General features: G+C 62.3%; 17 protein-coding genes. 8 read left to right on the top strand and 9 right to left on the bottom strand.

Features of this window, described 5'->3' with window-relative positions:
• Positions 1-46: 46 nt before the first annotated feature.
• The gene (locus FHT69_RS20180) at positions 47-484 is read right to left on the bottom strand and encodes a DoxX family protein (protein ID WP_047613788.1); all 438 of its coding nucleotides are present in this window, start codon (positions 482-484) and stop codon (positions 47-49) included.
• Positions 485-695: 211 nt separating this feature from the next.
• On the opposite strand from FHT69_RS20180, the gene FHT69_RS20175 reads away from it, so the two are divergent.
• The gene (locus FHT69_RS20175; RefSeq protein ID WP_047614411.1) at positions 696-1,406 is read left to right on the top strand and encodes a glutathione S-transferase family protein; all 711 of its coding nucleotides are present in this window, start codon (positions 696-698) and stop codon (positions 1,404-1,406) included.
• Positions 1,407-1,472: 66 nt separating this feature from the next.
• Here the strand turns inward: FHT69_RS20175 and FHT69_RS20170 are convergent, their stop codons facing one another.
• The 4 genes from FHT69_RS20170 to FHT69_RS20155 all read right to left on the bottom strand — a co-directional run bounded on the left by FHT69_RS20170 (position 1,473) and on the right by FHT69_RS20155 (position 5,010).
• Positions 1,473-1,919 carry a hypothetical protein gene (locus FHT69_RS20170; protein ID WP_183905868.1) on the bottom strand — a complete coding sequence of 149 codons (447 nt, stop codon included), beginning with the start codon at positions 1,917-1,919 and terminating at the stop codon, positions 1,473-1,475.
• A gap of 680 nt (positions 1,920-2,599) precedes the next feature.
• Complete coding sequence (groL, locus tag FHT69_RS20165; RefSeq protein ID WP_008529514.1) at positions 2,600-4,237, bottom strand: chaperonin GroEL; 1,638 nt, start codon at positions 4,235-4,237, stop codon at positions 2,600-2,602.
• A 72-nt stretch (positions 4,238-4,309) separates the two neighbouring features.
• The gene (gene groES, locus FHT69_RS20160) at positions 4,310-4,606 is read right to left on the bottom strand and encodes a co-chaperone GroES (protein WP_004675403.1); all 297 of its coding nucleotides are present in this window, start codon (positions 4,604-4,606) and stop codon (positions 4,310-4,312) included.
• A 95-nt stretch (positions 4,607-4,701) separates the two neighbouring features.
• Positions 4,702-5,010, bottom strand: a complete 309-nt coding sequence (locus FHT69_RS20155; RefSeq protein WP_183904223.1) for a hypothetical protein — start codon at positions 5,008-5,010, stop codon at positions 4,702-4,704.
• Here FHT69_RS20155 and FHT69_RS20150 point away from each other — a divergent pair.
• Positions 5,003-5,851 (top strand): TIGR01459 family HAD-type hydrolase, encoded by an 849-nt coding sequence (locus FHT69_RS20150; RefSeq protein ID WP_047615329.1) that lies wholly within the window; start codon positions 5,003-5,005, stop codon positions 5,849-5,851. The two genes, FHT69_RS20155 and FHT69_RS20150, sit on opposite strands and share 8 nt — an antisense overlap.
• A 14-nt stretch (positions 5,852-5,865) precedes the next feature.
• The gene (locus FHT69_RS20145) at positions 5,866-6,858 is read left to right on the top strand and encodes a bifunctional riboflavin kinase/FAD synthetase (protein WP_097542930.1); all 993 of its coding nucleotides are present in this window, start codon (positions 5,866-5,868) and stop codon (positions 6,856-6,858) included.
• On the opposite strand, the gene FHT69_RS20140 is transcribed toward FHT69_RS20145, so the two are convergent.
• Together FHT69_RS20140 and FHT69_RS20135 are read right to left on the bottom strand one after the other, a co-directional pair.
• Positions 6,847-7,281 (bottom strand): RES family NAD+ phosphorylase, encoded by a 435-nt coding sequence (locus FHT69_RS20140; protein ID WP_183905867.1) that lies wholly within the window; start codon positions 7,279-7,281, stop codon positions 6,847-6,849. The genes FHT69_RS20145 and FHT69_RS20140 overlap by 12 nt on opposite strands.
• A 3-nt stretch (positions 7,282-7,284) precedes the next feature.
• Positions 7,285-7,740: an antitoxin Xre/MbcA/ParS toxin-binding domain-containing protein gene (locus FHT69_RS20135; RefSeq protein WP_245433284.1), complete on the bottom strand. Its 456-nt coding sequence runs from the start codon at positions 7,738-7,740 to the stop codon at positions 7,285-7,287.
• Between the two features lie 249 nt (positions 7,741-7,989).
• Between FHT69_RS20135 and ileS the strand changes: the two genes are divergently transcribed.
• Together ileS and FHT69_RS20125 are read left to right on the top strand one after the other, a co-directional pair.
• Positions 7,990-10,881 carry an isoleucine--tRNA ligase gene (ileS, locus tag FHT69_RS20130; protein WP_097595302.1) on the top strand — a complete coding sequence of 964 codons (2,892 nt, stop codon included), beginning with the start codon at positions 7,990-7,992 and terminating at the stop codon, positions 10,879-10,881.
• Positions 10,882-11,010: 129 nt separating this feature from the next.
• The gene (locus tag FHT69_RS20125; protein ID WP_047613796.1) at positions 11,011-11,640 is read left to right on the top strand and encodes a hypothetical protein; all 630 of its coding nucleotides are present in this window, start codon (positions 11,011-11,013) and stop codon (positions 11,638-11,640) included.
• Between the two features lie 49 nt (positions 11,641-11,689).
• Here FHT69_RS20125 and FHT69_RS20120 read toward each other — a convergent pair whose 3' ends face one another.
• A complete protein-coding gene (locus tag FHT69_RS20120) occupies positions 11,690-12,127 on the bottom strand; it encodes a nucleoside deaminase (protein ID WP_097595301.1) in 438 nt (145 codons plus the stop codon).
• A gap of 90 nt (positions 12,128-12,217) precedes the next feature.
• On the opposite strand from FHT69_RS20120, the gene FHT69_RS20115 reads away from it, so the two are divergent.
• From FHT69_RS20115 to FHT69_RS20105, 3 genes are read left to right on the top strand one after another with little or no spacing between them, the layout of a single operon-like run.
• A complete protein-coding gene (locus FHT69_RS20115; protein ID WP_183905866.1) occupies positions 12,218-14,269 on the top strand; it encodes a pseudouridine synthase in 2,052 nt (683 codons plus the stop codon).
• Complete coding sequence (gene rsmD, locus FHT69_RS20110; RefSeq protein ID WP_047613800.1) at positions 14,250-14,810, top strand: 16S rRNA (guanine(966)-N(2))-methyltransferase RsmD; 561 nt, start codon at positions 14,250-14,252, stop codon at positions 14,808-14,810. The genes FHT69_RS20115 and rsmD overlap by 20 nt, the downstream gene beginning before the upstream one ends.
• A 13-nt stretch (positions 14,811-14,823) precedes the next feature.
• Positions 14,824-15,705, top strand: coding sequence for a patatin-like phospholipase family protein (locus FHT69_RS20105; protein ID WP_047613802.1), 882 nt, complete (start codon positions 14,824-14,826; stop codon positions 15,703-15,705).
• Here FHT69_RS20105 and FHT69_RS20100 read toward each other — a convergent pair.
• Positions 15,694-16,173, bottom strand: coding sequence for an EVE domain-containing protein (locus FHT69_RS20100; protein WP_047613804.1), 480 nt, complete (start codon positions 16,171-16,173; stop codon positions 15,694-15,696). The genes FHT69_RS20105 and FHT69_RS20100 overlap by 12 nt on opposite strands.
• Positions 16,174-16,175: the final 2 nt, after the last annotated feature.

Below are 16,175 nucleotides of genomic sequence, written 5' to 3'. Positions count from 1 at the left end.
TCGGATGACGGCGGGTTTTCTGTTTCTGGGAGGATGTCTGCTGGTGTCAGGCCGTTGCGTAGGCGCCGCGGCGGGCGTCGAGCGAGTAGGCGCCTGCGCCATTGGTGGCGAGCATGATATAGGCGCCGGCGAGCGTGATGTTCTTCATGAAGTTGACGAAGTTCAGGCCGCTCAGCCAGGCGTTAGCGGCGGCCGGGAAATCAGGAACGTTGATCGGCGAGAAGTGGAAGACGAAGCCGGTAAAGACGCAGAAGACGGCAAGCAGCCAGCCGACGATGCGGACCTGGAAGCCGACGAGCACGGCAAGGCCGGTTGCAAGCTCGAACAGGCCGGCGAGATAGGTGAGCGCGGTGGAAGCCGGCAGGCCGGCGCCGGCGATCATGCCGGCGGTCGATGCCGGATCGGTCAGCTTGCCGAAGCCGGCGAAGATGAACATGAAGGAAAGAAGGATACGGGCGATCAGGATGATGACGTTGTTTGACATGGACGTTGTCTCCGTTTGATTGGCTCTGGAGATCTTGGTGCCCCGGCACCGGTTGGACCTCGGATGCTTCTATGTCGCTCTTTTCCTTCGTTGTGGAAAGATAAACGGAAGCGGACAGATCGTTCAACAATATGGAACGATCTCCTGGTCGCCGCTGCTTGCCTTTACCGAGCCCGGTCTTTTATGGTCGGCGCCCAACATGGAGATTCCGATGGCAGATCTTTCCGCATTTCCGATCACGACGCGCTGGCCGGCGAAAAATCCCGACATCATCCAGCTCTATTCGCTGCAGACGCCGAACGGGGTGAAGGTTTCCGTCGCCCTCGAAGAACTCGGTCTTGCCTACGAGCCGCATTATGTTTCCTTCGCCGCCAACGAGCAGAAGTCGCCGGAATTCGAATCTCTCAACCCGAACGGCCGCATCCCGGCGATCATCGATCCGAATGGCCCGGACGGGAAGCCGATCGGCCTTTTCGAATCCGGCGCCATCCTGCTTTATCTCGCGGAAAAGACCGGCAAGCTCATCCCTGCCGACGCCGCGGGCCGCTACGAAACCATCCAATGGGTGTTTTTCCAGATGGCGGGCATCGGTCCGATGTTCGGCCAGTTCGGGCATTTCTACAAATTCGCCGCCGACAAGGTCGCCAACAATTCCTACCCGGTGGAGCGTTATCGCGACGAGTCCAAACGTCTGCTCGGCGTGCTCGAAGACCGGCTGAAGGGCCGCCAGTGGATCATGGGCGATCTCTATACGATCGCCGACATCACCACCTTCACCTGGGTTCGCGGCGCCGATATCTTCTATGGCGGCCGCGAGGTTCTGGAATATGCGAAATTCCCCGCAGTCTCGGATTGGCTGGAGCGCTGCATCGCCCGTCCGGCAAGTGCGAAGGGCCTCAACATACCCGTCAAGCCGGAATAACGGAGAGGCCGACCGGAAATGCCGAAGGCCGCCCTTGAGAGCGCCTTTTCTTTGCGCTGGCGGCTTTTATCGGCGGCTTGTGATCTGCCTTGCGCCTTCAAGCTTGAAGCGCGGGAAGATGAAGACGCCGGACATGCCGCCGCTGTATTTCTCTTCGAGCCCGTTCGACTCGCCCATGCAGAACAGCGGCTGGCGGAAGCCATTCGGCATGATGATCGTCGTCGAAAAACAGAAGGAGGAGTTGAGCGTCGCCGCCTGTTCGAACAGCTCCAATATGTGGCTGCGGTCTTTGGTATCGTAGCAGCGGATCAGGCTTAACAGCCCGCATTCCTGTGCGGAGAGGCCGTGTAGCATGCCGCTCCATTCGCCGAGGCGGAGCATGCCGCTCGACAAATCTCCGATCCAGCTTTCGGAGATGGAAAACTGCGCCAGCATCTCGTGATTGCGATTGGCGTCCTCAAGCGAGCCGGGCATCAGGGGCAGGGCTGCATTGGCTTTGGCGATCTTAAACAAGGCGTTCTCCCGTTCGCATGCGGCTTCTCCGCCGCACGCTCGGCAAACACAAAGAAACAGGATCATGTCGCTGCGGACATGATGTCCGCCCATCCGGCAATCGCCATGGCGTTCAGGGGCTCCGGAAGCGGAGCCGTTGAAGCCGAACATTCGCGTATCGCCGTTTCGCGCTCCGACCTCGTCTATTAGCGAAAAATTATCGCCGGGCGCACTTTAATTGCAGCGCGGATTTATAGGAGCTTTTGGACAAACGGCAACGGCTTTTTAAGGGGTATTCGGATCGGGATCATTTCTCGTGAGGCCGCGCTTCCGGGACATTTCAGGAGAATCGGCGGTGGAGGATCATCTTTGAGGGCATTGGAAGCGTTTTCACCTGATGCGGAGGCCGGAAACGGCACGGCAACCCTGCGACCCCGCGCCGATGTTGGCATACTGCAGAGGCGCAGCAGCGCAAGCTTCACACAAGCTTCGGCCCGGGGGCGGGCAATAGACGGCTGGTTAGATGGGTTGATCAGCTGAATCGGGCGTGCCACGTGGTCGAATCGCCGCTGCATCATTCCTGAAATCGGAAGCGGTTGAAAAGACATCGGCGGTGCTATCGAGACAAAAGAAAAGGGCGACCCGAGGGCCGCCCTTCCTGTTCCGGATGCCGGAATGGTGTCAGTGCAGGCTTTCGCCTATCACATCATGTCCATACCGCCCATGCCGCCCATGCCGCCCGGCATAGCCGGAGCGTCCTTCTTCGGCAGCTCGGCGATCATGGCTTCGGTGGTGATCAGCAGCGATGCAACGGAAGCTGCATCCTGCAGGGCCGTGCGAACGACCTTGACCGGGTCGATGATGCCCATGCCGATCATGTCGCCATATTCGCCGGTCTGGGCGTTGTAACCCCAGTTGTCCTGATCCTTGTCGAGGATCTTGCCGATGACGATCGAAGCTTCGTCGCCAGCGTTTTCAGCGATCTGGCGAGCCGGAGCCTGCAGAGCGCGACGAACGATGTTGATGCCGGCTTCCTGGTCGTCGTTGATACCCTTGGAGGTGATCTTGACGGAAGAGCGCAGCAGGGCAACGCCGCCGCCCGGTACGATGCCTTCCTGAACGGCAGCGCGCGTCGCGTTCAGAGCGTCGTCGATGCGGTCCTTCTTTTCCTTCACTTCGACTTCCGTCGAGCCGCCGACGCGGATAACGGCAACACCGCCGGCCAGCTTGGCAAGACGTTCCTGCAGCTTCTCGCGGTCGTAGTCGGAGGTGGTTTCTTCGATCTGGGCCTTGATCTGGGCAACACGGCCTTCGATGTCGGACTTGGCGCCCGAACCGTCGACGATCGTGGTGTTTTCCTTGGAGATCGAAACCTTCTTGGCACGGCCGAGCATGTCGAGCGTGACGGATTCGAGCTTGATGCCGAGGTCTTCGGAGATGACGGTGCCGCCGGTCAGGATAGCGATGTCTTCGAGCATGGCCTTGCGGCGGTCGCCGAAGCCGGGCGCCTTGACGGCAGCGATCTTGAGGCCGCCCCGCAGCTTGTTGACGACGAGCGTTGCAAGAGCTTCGCCTTCGACGTCTTCAGCGATGATCAGGAGCGGCTTGCCGGTCTGGACGACGGCTTCGAGAACCGGCAGCATCGACTGCAGGTTCGACAGCTTCTTCTCATGGAGGAGAATGAAGACGTCTTCGAGGTCGGCGATCATCTTTTCCGGGTTGGTCACGAAGTAGGGGCTGAGGTAGCCGCGGTCGAACTGCATGCCTTCGACGACTTCGAGTTCGGTTTCGGCGGTCTTGGCTTCTTCAACCGTGATGACGCCTTCGTTGCCGACCTTCTGCATGGCTTCGGCAATGTCGAGACCGACCTGACGTTCGCCATTGGCGGAGATCGTGCCGACCTGGGCGACTTCTTCCGAGGTGTTGATCTTCTTGGCCTTGGCCTGGAGATCCTTGACGACTTCGGCGACGGCGAGATCGATGCCGCGCTTCAGGTCCATCGGGTTCATGCCGGCAGCAACGGCCTTGGCGCCTTCGCGAACGATCGCCTGGGCAAGAACGGTTGCAGTCGTGGTGCCGTCGCCGGCGATGTCGTTGGTCTTCGAAGCAACTTCGCGGACCATCTGGGCGCCCATGTTTTCGAACTTGTCTTCGAGTTCGATTTCCTTGGCGACGGAAACGCCGTCCTTGGTGATGCGCGGTGCGCCGAAGGACTTGTCGATGATGACGTTACGACCCTTCGGGCCGAGCGTGACCTTGACTGCATCGGCGAGAATGTCGACGCCGCGCAGCATCTTTTCGCGCGCGGTGCGGCCAAACTTGATTTCTTTAGCTGCCATGTTAGTGACTCCTGAATTCGAGTTGTTCGGGCAAAAGGCCCGTCAGCCATTTCGGGAAAGCAGGTCGGCCGATCAGCCGATGATGCCCATGATGTCGGCTTCCTTCATGATCAGAAGGTCTTCGCCGTTGATCTTGACTTCGGTGCCGGACCACTTGCCGAACAGAACGCGGTCGCCAGCCTTGACGTCGAGTGCAACGACCTTGCCGGACTCGTCACGAGCGCCGGAACCGACGGCGACGATTTCGCCTTCCTGCGGCTTTTCCTTGGCGGTATCGGGAATGATGATGCCGCCCTTGGTCTTTTCTTCGGACTCGACGCGACGAACGACGACGCGGTCGTGAAGCGGACGGAAATTGGTGCTTGCCATTGTCTAATCCCTCGATCGAATGACATTCGCGGACCGGAGCGGCCCACATGGATAGGTGTTAGCACTCCCTTGCGGTGAGTGCTAGCGACGAGCATTTAGGGATGGCTCCGAAAGGAGTCAATGAGAGCAATCACGAATTTTTGTGCCGGAATTGTGAAGAGACCGGAGAATAGTCGGAGATTGCAGGCGAAACCATGGCGCGACCGGGCTTTGGCGAAGTCCGTCTGCCCTTGACGATCTGCCGCTTCGGGATGGGGTCGGCAAAACCTTTTGCCCATCCGCGCCATCGGATTGCCGGTCAGGATCTTCGCATTGGCCCGGCAGCGAAGAAAATGCCTTGCCATCGCCTTGCGCCTTTGCAATGTCACCGTGACTAAAGCAAATCGGGAAATCGGAATGGCCAAGCGGATAGAAAACTTCTCTAACATAACAGGTCACTATGATGTGGTGCTCTGCGATGTCTGGGGCGTCGTTCATAATGGCGTCGATCCGTTTCCGAAGGCGGCTGCCGCCCTTGAAGCGGCCCGCGCAAGCGGCGCCGCCGTCGTCCTCATCACCAATTCGCCGCGCCTTTCCTGGCAGGTGGTCGAGCAGCTGCGCCAGATCGGCGTTCCCGACAGCGCCTATGACCGGATCGTTACCTCGGGCGACGTCACGCGCCGGCTGATCTCCGAAGGGCCGAAGACGGTCTTCCTGCTCGGCCCCGAGCGCGACAAGGCGCTTCTCGAAGGCATTGGCGTCGAGCGCCGGCCGGCTGGCGAAGCGCAATCGCTGGTCTGCACCGGCTTTTTCGACGACGAGACGGAAAAGCCGGAGGATTACACCGACATGCTTCTCGACTTCAAAGCCCGCGACGTGCCGATGATCTGCGCCAATCCCGACCTCATCGTCGAGCGCGGCCATCGCATGATCCCCTGCGCCGGCGCCATGGCCGCCTACTACGAGCAGCTGGGCGGCAGCACCCGCATCGCCGGCAAGCCGCACCAGCCGATCTACGAGGCGACGATGGCCGCTGCTCGCGAGCTTCGCGGCGATTTCCCGGTCGAGCGCGTGCTGGCAATCGGCGACGGCATGCCGACCGATGTGCGCGGCGCCTTGAATTACGGCCTCGACCTTCTCTACATCAGCGGCGGTATCCACGCCAAGGAATACACCTTGAACGGCGAGACCGACGAGGCGATCCTCCACGCCTATCTCGAACGGGAAAACGCCGCGCCGAAGTGGTGGATGCCCCGCCTTGCATGAAGAGAAGCCAGCCGATGACCGTCTTCCACCGCAATGAAACCCGCGAACCCTTGCCCGCCCATCTGAAGGGCGGCGTCATTGCCATCGGCAATTTCGACGGCGTGCATCGCGGCCATCAGTCGGTGCTCAATCGCGCGCTCGAAATCTCCAAGGCCCGCGGTATCCCCGCTTTGGTACTGACCTTCGAGCCGCATCCGCGCACGGTCTTCCGGCCGCAGACGCCGGTCTTCCGCCTGACGCCGGCGCCGCTGAAGGCCCGCATCCTGGAAACGCTGGGGTTCAGCGCCGTCATCGAATATCCCTTCGACTACGAATTCTCGCAGCGCTCGGCCGATGATTTCATCCATTCGATCCTGAAAGATTGGCTCGGCGCCTCCGAAGTCGTCACCGGCTTCGATTTCCATTTCGGCCGCGGCCGCGAGGGCGGCCCCGCCTTCCTGATGAATGCCGGCCATAGCTACGGCTTCGGCGTCACCCTGATCGATGCTTTTCGCGATGAAAACGCCGATGTTGTCTCGTCGAGCCATATCCGCGCGCTGCTGAAGGAGGGCAATGTCAGCGAAGTCGCCGGCATGCTCGGTTACCGCTATACGGTCGAAGCCGAGGTAATCGACGGCGAAAAGCTCGGCCGGCAGCTCGGTTTCCCCACAGCCAATATGCGCCTGCCGCCCGAGGTCGATCTTGCCGCCGGCATCTATGCCGTGCGTTTCCGCCTCGAAGACGGCACGCTCCACGATGCCGTCGCCAGCTACGGCCGCCGCCCGACGGTGACGGAAAATGGCGCGCCGCTGCTCGAAACCTATCTTTTCGATTTCAGCGGCGATCTCTACGGTCAGCTCTGCTCCGTCTCCTTCTTCGGCTATCTGAGACCCGAACTGAAATTCGACGGCCTCGATCCGCTCGTCGCCCAGATCAAACGCGACGAGGAGGAGGCGAGGGCGCTGCTATCGGGCGTCAGGCCGCTCGGTGCGCTTGATGGGAAATTGTGCTTTTCCTCAGCGCAATAGCCGGCTGTCGAAAGGATAGCGGATCGTTTTTTCGATTGTCAGCCGCGACGCGTCCGGATGACGCGGATTGATGAGAATATTCGCGGCCTCCGGCATGATTGCCGATGGGACGCGCAGCAGACAGAAATCATTGTCTTCCAGCAATTTGCTGCCACGGTCGCGCGTCAGGCTGGTCTGATTGACCGCAGCAGGGTCGATCCCGATATCGAAGGCTTCAATGTCGTCCGGGCAACGGATTTTCAGGAGCTGAAAATCTCTCGGAATTTGATGCAGATCGACCTGTACCAGAATTTCGAGGAGCGCAGTCGACGGGTGATCGCAGCAATAGACGACGGGAATTCCCTGATGATGGCATCGTCCCGGTGCAAGCAGCCCGCCGCGTCCGGAAAGATCGGCATAATTCGAGATACGCCATAAGATCATCGCCTAGACGTAAATCCCGTGGTCGATCTGCTGCAGGGCCTGCTCGACGAGGCGCGCGCCGGTTTCCGATTCCAGGAGATCGATTGGCGTGATGCCGTCCATGCCGCGATTGGGCTTGCGCAGCCAATCGAACGCGATGGCTCTGTCGCCGAAAATGCGCTTAGCCATGTCCGCGATCCGCACGATACGTAAGGCGCCGTCGTTTTCCTCGACCGTCAGCGGCTCGCCGTTCGCATTACGTCTCGCCAGAGTTCGGCGCGGTGCGACGAAACGATATATTTCCTCCACGGAAAAGCCGAACTCTGTCAATTTCAATGCCATCGCTCCGTCATAAACCTGGACGGAGCCGTGCGAAGCGATCTCGAGGCGCTCGCGTATGGTCATCGGATCGGACGTCTGAAGAGAACTGAGCATTACCGTGAACACCTTCTTGCCAATTGCCCCTATATATATGCGCATTTGGCTCAGTCTTCAATTGCTTCCGTTGTGGCAGCCGGCCTCTTCCTTTTCCCGGCAAAAACGCCTATGAACCGGCGCGATGATGAAATTTCGGCTGGCGATGACGATGCGAATTATCGGCCCGGCCTTCCGCGCGCGCTAAGCGGCCGGAAGGTCCGGGTTTTTGGCGCTTGGATACGAGCGCTGCCGTCACCAGCTATTTCACGCCCGTTGCGCCCTTCCTGGGCTGCCAGAAAACGATTGTCAGACATGACCGACACAGCCGAAAAGATCGACTATTCGAAGACCCTCTATTTGCCCGAGACCGATTTCCCCATGCGCGCCGGCCTGCCGCAGAAGGAGCCCGAACTCGTCAAGCGCTGGCAGGAGATGGGTCTCTACAAGAAGCTGCGCGCTTCTGCCGCCGGCCGCGAGAAGTTCGTCCTTCACGACGGCCCGCCCTATGCCAATGGCAACATCCATATCGGCCACGCGCTGAACAAGATCCTCAAGGACGTCATCAACCGCTCATTCCAGATGCGCGGCTACGACGCCAATTACGTGCCTGGCTGGGATTGCCACGGCCTGCCGATCGAATGGAAGATCGAGGAGAAGTACCGCGAGAAGGGCAAGAACAAGGACGAGGTCCCGGTCAACGAATTCCGCCGGGAATGCCGTGAGTTCGCCACCGGCTGGATCAAGGTCCAGGCGGAAGAGTTCAAGCGTCTCGGCATCGAGGGCGACTTCGACAATCCCTATACGACGATGAACTTCCACGCGGAATCGCGCATCGCCGGCGAGCTTCTGAAGATCGCCGCGAGCGGCCAGCTCTATCGCGGTTCCAAGCCGATCATGTGGTCGGTCGTCGAGCGCACGGCGCTGGCCGAGGCCGAGGTCGAATACCAGGATTATGAGAGCGACACGATCTGGGTGAAATTCCCGGTCGTCGAAGGCCCGGCCGCGCTCAAGGACGCGTTCGTGGTCATCTGGACGACCACGCCCTGGACGATCCCCGGCAACCGCGCGGTCTCCTTTTCCGCGCGCGTCTCTTATGGCCTTTACGAAGTGACGGCGGCCGAGAACGACTTTGGTCCGCGTCCCGGCGAAAGGCTGATCTTTGCCGATAAGCTGGCCGAGGAATCCTTCGCCAAGGCCAAGTTGCAGTACAAGCGCTTGAGCGATGTCTCTGCGGCCGACTTCGCAGCGATGACCTGCGCCCATCCCTTCAAGGGTCTCGACGGCGGCTATGAATTCCATGTGCCGCTACTCGATGGCGATCACGTCACCGACGATGCCGGCACCGGCTTCGTGCACACCGCACCCAGCCACGGCCGCGAGGACTTCGATGCCTGGATGTCGGCTGTCCGCACGCTCGAGGCGCGCGGCATCGAGACCAAGATCCCGTTCCCGGTCGACGATGGCGGCTTCTACACATCGGATGCCCCCGGCTTCGAAGGCGCCCGCGTCATCGACGACAACGGCAAGAAGGGCGATGCCAATGACCGCGTCATCAAGGAGCTGATCGCCCGCGGCGCGCTCTTTGCCCGCGGCCGGCTGAAGCACCAGTATCCGCATTCCTGGCGTTCGAAGAAGCCGGTGATCTTCCGCAACACGCCGCAATGGTTCGTCTATATGGACAAGACCCTTGCCGACGGCACGACGCTGCGGTCGCGCGCGCTGAGCGCGATCGACGACACCCGTTTCGTGCCCGCCGCCGGCCAGAACCGCCTGCGCGCCATGATCGAAGGTCGCCCGGACTGGGTGCTCTCGCGTCAGCGCGCCTGGGGCGTGCCGATCGCCGTCTTTGCCGACGAGCATGGCGAGGTCCTGGTCGATGACGCCGTCAACGCCCGCATCCTCGAAGCCTTCGAACATGAAGGCGCCGACGCCTGGTTTGCCGAAGGCGCCAAGGAACGCTTCCTCGGCAATGACCACGACCATTCCCGCTGGAAGCAGGTCATGGATATCCTCGACGTCTGGTTCGATTCCGGCTCGACGCACACCTTCACGCTTGAGGACCGCCCGGACCTGAAGTGGCCGGCCGACCTTTATCTCGAAGGTTCCGACCAGCATCGTGGCTGGTTCCATTCGTCGCTCTTGGAATCGGCCGCCACCCGCGGCCGTGCGCCTTACAACGCCGTCCTCACCCATGGTTTCACCATGGACGAGAAGGGCGAGAAGATGTCGAAGTCGAAGGGCAACGTCACCGCACCCCAGGAAGTGATGAAGGATGCCGGCGCCGATATCCTGCGCCTCTGGGTGATGACCTCGGATTATGCCGACGACCTGCGCGTCGGCAAGACGATCATCCAGACCAATGTCGACGCCTATCGCAAGCTGCGCAACACCATCCGCTGGATGCTCGGCACGCTCGCCCACGACAAGGGCGAGGAGATCGCGCTCGCCGATCTGCCGGAGCTGGAGCAGCTGATGCTGCATCGGCTTGCCGAACTCGACGAGCTGGTGCGCGAGAACTATGACAGCTTCGACTTCAAGAAGATCGCCCGGGCGCTGATCGATTTCGCCAATGTCGAGCTTTCGGCCTTCTATTTCGATGTCCGCAAGGATGCGCTTTATTGCGACGCGCCGTCGAGCCTGCGCCGGCGCGCCAGCCTGCATGTCATCCGGCAGATCTTCGATTGCATGGTGACCTGGCTCGCTCCGATGCTGCCCTTCACCACCGAGGAGGCCTGGCTGTCGCGCAACCCGTCCGCCGTGTCAGTGCATCTGGAGCAGTTTGCCCCGGTCGCCAAGGAATGGCGCAACGATGCCCTGGCCGAGAAGTGGAAGAAGATCCGCGCGGTGCGTTCGGTTGTGACCGGCGCGCTGGAAATCGAGCGCAAGGACAAGCGCATCGGCTCCTCGCTGGAAGCGGCTCCCGTCGTCCACATCGCCGATCCGGACCTGCTGAAGGCGCTCGAAGGTCAGGACTTCACCGAAGTCTGCATCACCTCGGCGATCGAGATCAAGACCGGCGAAGGCCCGGCGGATGCCTTCCGCCTTGCCGAGGTGCCTGAGGTCAGCGTCGTGCCGAAGCTGGCCGAGGGTGAAAAATGCGCCCGCTCCTGGCGCATCACCCGGGATGTCGGTTCCGATCCTGAATATCCCGATGTCTCGGCCCGCGACGCCGCCGCCCTTCGCGAACTCGCCGCGCTCGCGTGAAGAATATTACCGGGTGAATTGCGCTTTCGCGGTTCATCCGGTAAAAGCTGCCTGAAAATGGCCGGATTTTTGCGTCAGGGGGACGGTTGTCCGGTTGGGCGACGATTGCACCGGGGTGGAAGGGTTTTCATGTTAACATCGCATTGGTTCCGTATGGGCGCCTGCCTGTCTGTCGTCATGGCGGGATGCTCGATGGTGTCCGGTTGCGCCAGCAGCCCGACCTACGGCACCGACAAGACCGCCATGGAACAGCTGACCGACGATCTCGGCCAGTCCGTGTCGTTGACCGGACCGGACCCGAAGAACAAGGGCGTCAAGTACACGCCGCGTCCGACGCTGGTGCTGCCGGCCGAGGCGCAGAAGGAAAACCTGGTTGCGCCGCAGCCGACGGTCGCCAACAAGGACAATCCGCAATGGCTTGAATCGCCGGAGGAGACCCGCGCCCGCCTCGTTTCCGAGGCCGACGCGAACTCGGACAATCCGAATTACCGCTCGCCTCTCGCCAGCTCGGCGATCGAAGGCGGCCGGCGCACGACGGAAGCCCAGACCAAGGCCTATCGTGAAGCCCGCGCCCTGCAGAAGGGCTCCTATGTCGATCAGCGCCGCTATATATCCGATCCGCCGCCCGGTTACCGCACTGTCGACGATCCGGCAAAGCTCGATGATCTCGGCGAGCCAGAGCTCAAGAAGCAGAAGAAGCGCAAGAAGGATGCAGCGGTCGCCAACACCGGCAAGCAGTGGTGGAACCTCCTGCAATAGCTTTTTCGGCGCCGACAGGAATGACGGCGCCGCGCACAGACGCCGCTGATTACGGCGCCTCTCTCCGTTGCGAAAAGAATCTCCGCAAGATCTCGGCCGATTGCACCTCGTTGAAGCCGGAATAGACCTCCGGGGCGTGGTGGCAGGTCGGCTGCGCATAGAATCGCACGCCATTGTCGACGGCGCCGCCCTTCGGATCCTCGGCGCCGTAATAGAGCCTGCGGATACGCGCAAACGAGATGGCTGCCGCGCACATGGTGCAAGGCTCGAGCGTCACATAGAGATCGGCGCCGACAAGACGTTCCTGCCCAAGCGCGTCGCAGGCGAGCCGGATTGCGGCGATTTCGGCATGCGCGGTCACGTCATTGAGCTCGCGCGTGCGGTTTCCCGAGCGTGACACGGCAATGTCGTCGACAACGACGACGGCGCCGATCGGTACCTCGCCGCGTTCTCCGGCGGCGCGCGCTTCTTCAAGCGCCATCTCCATGAAACGATTTGTCTTCACGATCGCACGAATTTCCACTTAACCGCAGATGCGTGACCTGATAGACAGGCCCAAAAGGCAGGCAAACAACAAATGACACCCAAAGACAAGCCAAAACGCCCGGGCGCAAAGCCGTTTTCACGGGACACCGAGCCGAAGACCGGCGCCAAGCCGGGCGGTGGCAAGCCGGCAAAGGCTGCGATCGCCGAGGCCGATGGCGAGGCCAAGGCCGAACGCATTTCCAAGGTGATGGCGCGCGCCGGCGTCGCCTCCCGCCGCGACATCGAACGCATGATCATGGAAGGCCGGGTAACGCTGAACGGCAGGGTTCTCGAAACCCCCGTCGTCAACGTCACGCTCGCCGACCGCATCGAGGTCGACGGCGTGCCGATCCGCGGCATCGAGCGCACCAGGCTCTGGCTCTATCATAAGCCGGCTGGCCTCGTGACCACCAATGCCGATCCGGAAGGCCGGCCGACCGTCTTCGACAACCTGCCGGAAGAATTGCCGCGCGTCATGTCGATCGGCCGTCTCGACATCAATACCGAAGGCCTGCTCTTGCTGACCAATGACGGCGGTCTTGCCCGCGCGCTGGAACTGCCGGCGACCGGCTGGTTGCGGCGCTACCGCGTCCGCGCCCATGGCGAGATCGATCAGGACGCGCTCGACAAGCTGAAGGACGGCATCGCCGTCGACGGTGTGCTCTATGGCTCGATCGAGGCGACGCTCGACCGCACCCAGGGCTCGAACGTCTGGATCACCATGGGCCTTCGTGAAGGCAAAAACCGCGAAATCAAGAACGTGCTCGGCGCGCTCGGCCTCGACGTCAACCGCCTGATCCGTATTTCCTATGGCCCGTTCCAGCTCGGCGACTTGCCGGAAGGCCATGTCGTCGAAGTGCGCGGCCGCACGCTGCGCGACCAGCTCGGCCCGCGCCTCATCGAAGAAGCCAAGGCGAATTTCGACGCGCCGATCTACAATGCGCCAGCTGTCGCTGCCGAGGAAGAGGCAGAGCCTGCAGTGCCGGAAAAGCGCGAGCGACCGCGCCGCGACGAGGACAAGCGCGAACGGGCGCTGAGCCGCCTCGACACCAAGCGCGACGACCGCCACGGCGGTGGGCGCAGAGATGACGATCGCCGCGACAGCGGCCGCAGGGACGACGACAAGCCGAAGCGTCCCCAGCCGCTCGGCCAGCGCCGCAGCGCCAATGTCTGGATGGCGCCGGGCGCCCGGCCGCTCGGCGAAAAGGCCGCCGCGAAAGCCGCCAAGAATGCACAAACGGCGCGCAAGCGCGGCGAGCAGGCGCCGGCAAAGAACGCGTTCGACCGTACCGAGGATCGCCCGCGCACGCAGGTGAACCGTGTGCGCGAAGAGGATGGCGAATGGATTCGCTCGAGCGAGCAGCCCCGCCGCAAGGATGAGGCTGAAGGTTCCGGCCGCAAGCGTTCCTTCGGGGACCGCCCCGCCCGTGAAGATCGCGGTTTTGGCGACCGCCCGGCGCGCGGCGACCGTCGCCCGCGCGAAGCGGGTGACGAACGTCCGCGCACCAGAAGCTCCGCCGGCGAAGGCCGCTCGGAGCGTCCGCGCGGCGACCGGCCTTTCGGTGACCGTCCCTCGCGTGGCGATCGACCCTTCGGCGACAAGCCGCGCGGTGATCGCAGGCCGCGTGCCGACGGCGACGAGCGTCCTCGGGCTGCCAGAGCCTCCACCGGTGAGGCCCGTTCGGAGCGTCCGCGCGGCGAGCGGCCCTTCGGCGACCGTCCCTCGCGTGGCGATCGTCCCTTCGGCGACAAGCCACGTGGGGATCGCAAGCCGCGTGCGGATGGTGACGAACGTCCGCGGGCAGCCAGAAGCTTTGCCGGCGAGGGCCGCTCGGAGCGTCCGCGCGGTGAAAGATCGTTTGGCGACAAGTCTTCGAGTGCCAGGCCTTCGAGCGACAGGCCTTCGGGTGACAAGCCGCGCGGCAAGGGTTTTGCCGGCAAGCCCGGCGGGGCCAAGAATTTTTCCGGCAAGCCGAAAGGCGCCAAGTCGAGCAGTGACAGGTCGGGCGGTGACAGGCCGGGCGGCGACAGGCCTGCAGGCGGGCCGTCCAAAGGTGGTGCGAAAGGAAAGGGAATGACGCGCGGTGCGGATCGTCGGCGGTGAGTTTCGCGGACGGCCTCTCGCCGTGCCAAAATCCAACGATATCCGGCCGACTGCCGACCGGACGCGCGAGAGCCTGTTCAATATATTGAGCCATGCCTATCCGGAATGTGTCGACGGCACCCGGATCCTCGACCTTTTTGCCGGAACCGGCGCTGTCGGCCTCGAAGCCGTTTCGCGCGGCTGTCGCCACGCGCTCTTCGTCGAAAACAGCGTCGAGGGCCGGGCGTTGCTCTGGGAGAACATCGATGCGCTCGGCCTGCACGGCCGCACCCGCATCCTGCGCCGGGATGCGACCGATCTCGGCAGCGTCGGCAATCTCGAGCCCTTCGACATGCTCTTTGCCGACCCGCCCTACGGCAAGGGGCTCGGCGAAAAGGCGATGGCGGCGGCGGCCGAGGGCGGTTGGCTGCGGCCGGGCGCGATTGCGGTGCTCGAAGAACGCGCCGATATTGTCGTTTCCGTCCACCCTTCCTATGTTTTCCTCGAAAACCGCATCTTTGGCGATACGAGGGTGCATTTCTTCCGATATCAGCCGCAATAAGCGGGGGCGGGGCGTGCAGCAGGCAGAGATCATCAGTCCGAAACTGCCTGCGATCAGCGATTTGCCGACGGTTGCGGTTGCCTTCGGCGGCGGCGGCGCGCGCGGGCTTTCCCATATCCACATCATCGAGACGCTGGATGAACTCGGTATCCGCCCGGTGGCGATATCGGGTTCCTCGATGGGCGCGATCATGGGCGCCGGCATGGCGGCCGGCATGTCCGGCGCTGAAATCCGCGAACATGCGCTGGCGACCGTCGGCAACAAGACGGCCGTCATCGCCCGCATCTGGGGCCTGAGGCCGGCGACGGTGCGCGATGCGGTGGCCAAGGGCGTCCGCATCGGCCAGTTCAATCTGGAGCGGATCCTCAAGGCCTTCCTGCCATCCGAGCTGCCGGCCCGTTTCGAGAACCTGCTGGTGCCGATGAAGGTGATCACCACCGATTATTACGGGCAGTGCGAGGTGATCATCGAGCAGGGCGAGCTGTTCCCGGCGCTCGCCGCCTCTTCCGCCATTCCCGCCGTCTTCATGCCGGTGCGCCTGCGCGACCGCGTGATGATCGACGGCGGCATCAGCAATCCCGTGCCCTATGAATGTCTGATGGACCTTGCCGACATCGTCATCGGCATCGATGTCGTCGGCGCGCCGGAAGGCGATGGCACCCATATTCCGAACCGCATGGAAAGCATCTTCGGTTCCGGCCAGCTGATGATGCAGACGGCGATCACGCTGAAACTGAAGCTCCGCGCGCCGCATATCTTCCTGCGCCCGACGGTCGGCCGCACCGGCGTCATGGATTTCCTCAAGGCCCGCGAAGTCCTCGCCATGTCCGTCGGCGTCAAGGACGACCTCAAGTTCGCCCTCGACCGCGAGATCGAAGCGCGGCTAAAGCGCTAAAGTGCACTGCACGGGAACCGTTGCTTGTTTCCGGGCGACATCCATGCGCGGTTCAGTGAGCATCGCTTCGGCTATGAGTTCGGCATCGTCATTGTCGATTTCGAAGAGACCAAAGCGCAATCGATAGCCCCAGCCTCCCCGGTCGCTTGTGAAAGACAGCCGGCCGAGCAACGGCCGGATCGGCGTTTCCACGGCCCGCCACCAGGCGACATCGCGCCTCCAGGGACGGAAACCGGGGTCAACGTCCACCTGATATGCCGCCGTCTCCTCGACCACGCCAATTGCCGTGAACGCCTGCAGGCGATCCTTGCAGCCAAATGTTTCGGTCGGCGAATAATAGATCACCCGGTCGCCAGGCGCGCTTCGCTTTAGCGGTGCGGCCTTGCCATGACAGACCTGCATGAACCCGGCTTCGCGCCCGATGCGGACATGATTTGCTGATGCGACTGCGATCCAGCTGCGGGACATGT

This window comes from Rhizobium sp. BK008, from assembly GCF_014197345.1.
GTDB classification, from domain to species: domain Bacteria; phylum Pseudomonadota; class Alphaproteobacteria; order Rhizobiales; family Rhizobiaceae; genus Rhizobium; species Rhizobium anhuiense.
This window is presented reverse-complemented; position numbering and strand designations above follow the sequence as displayed.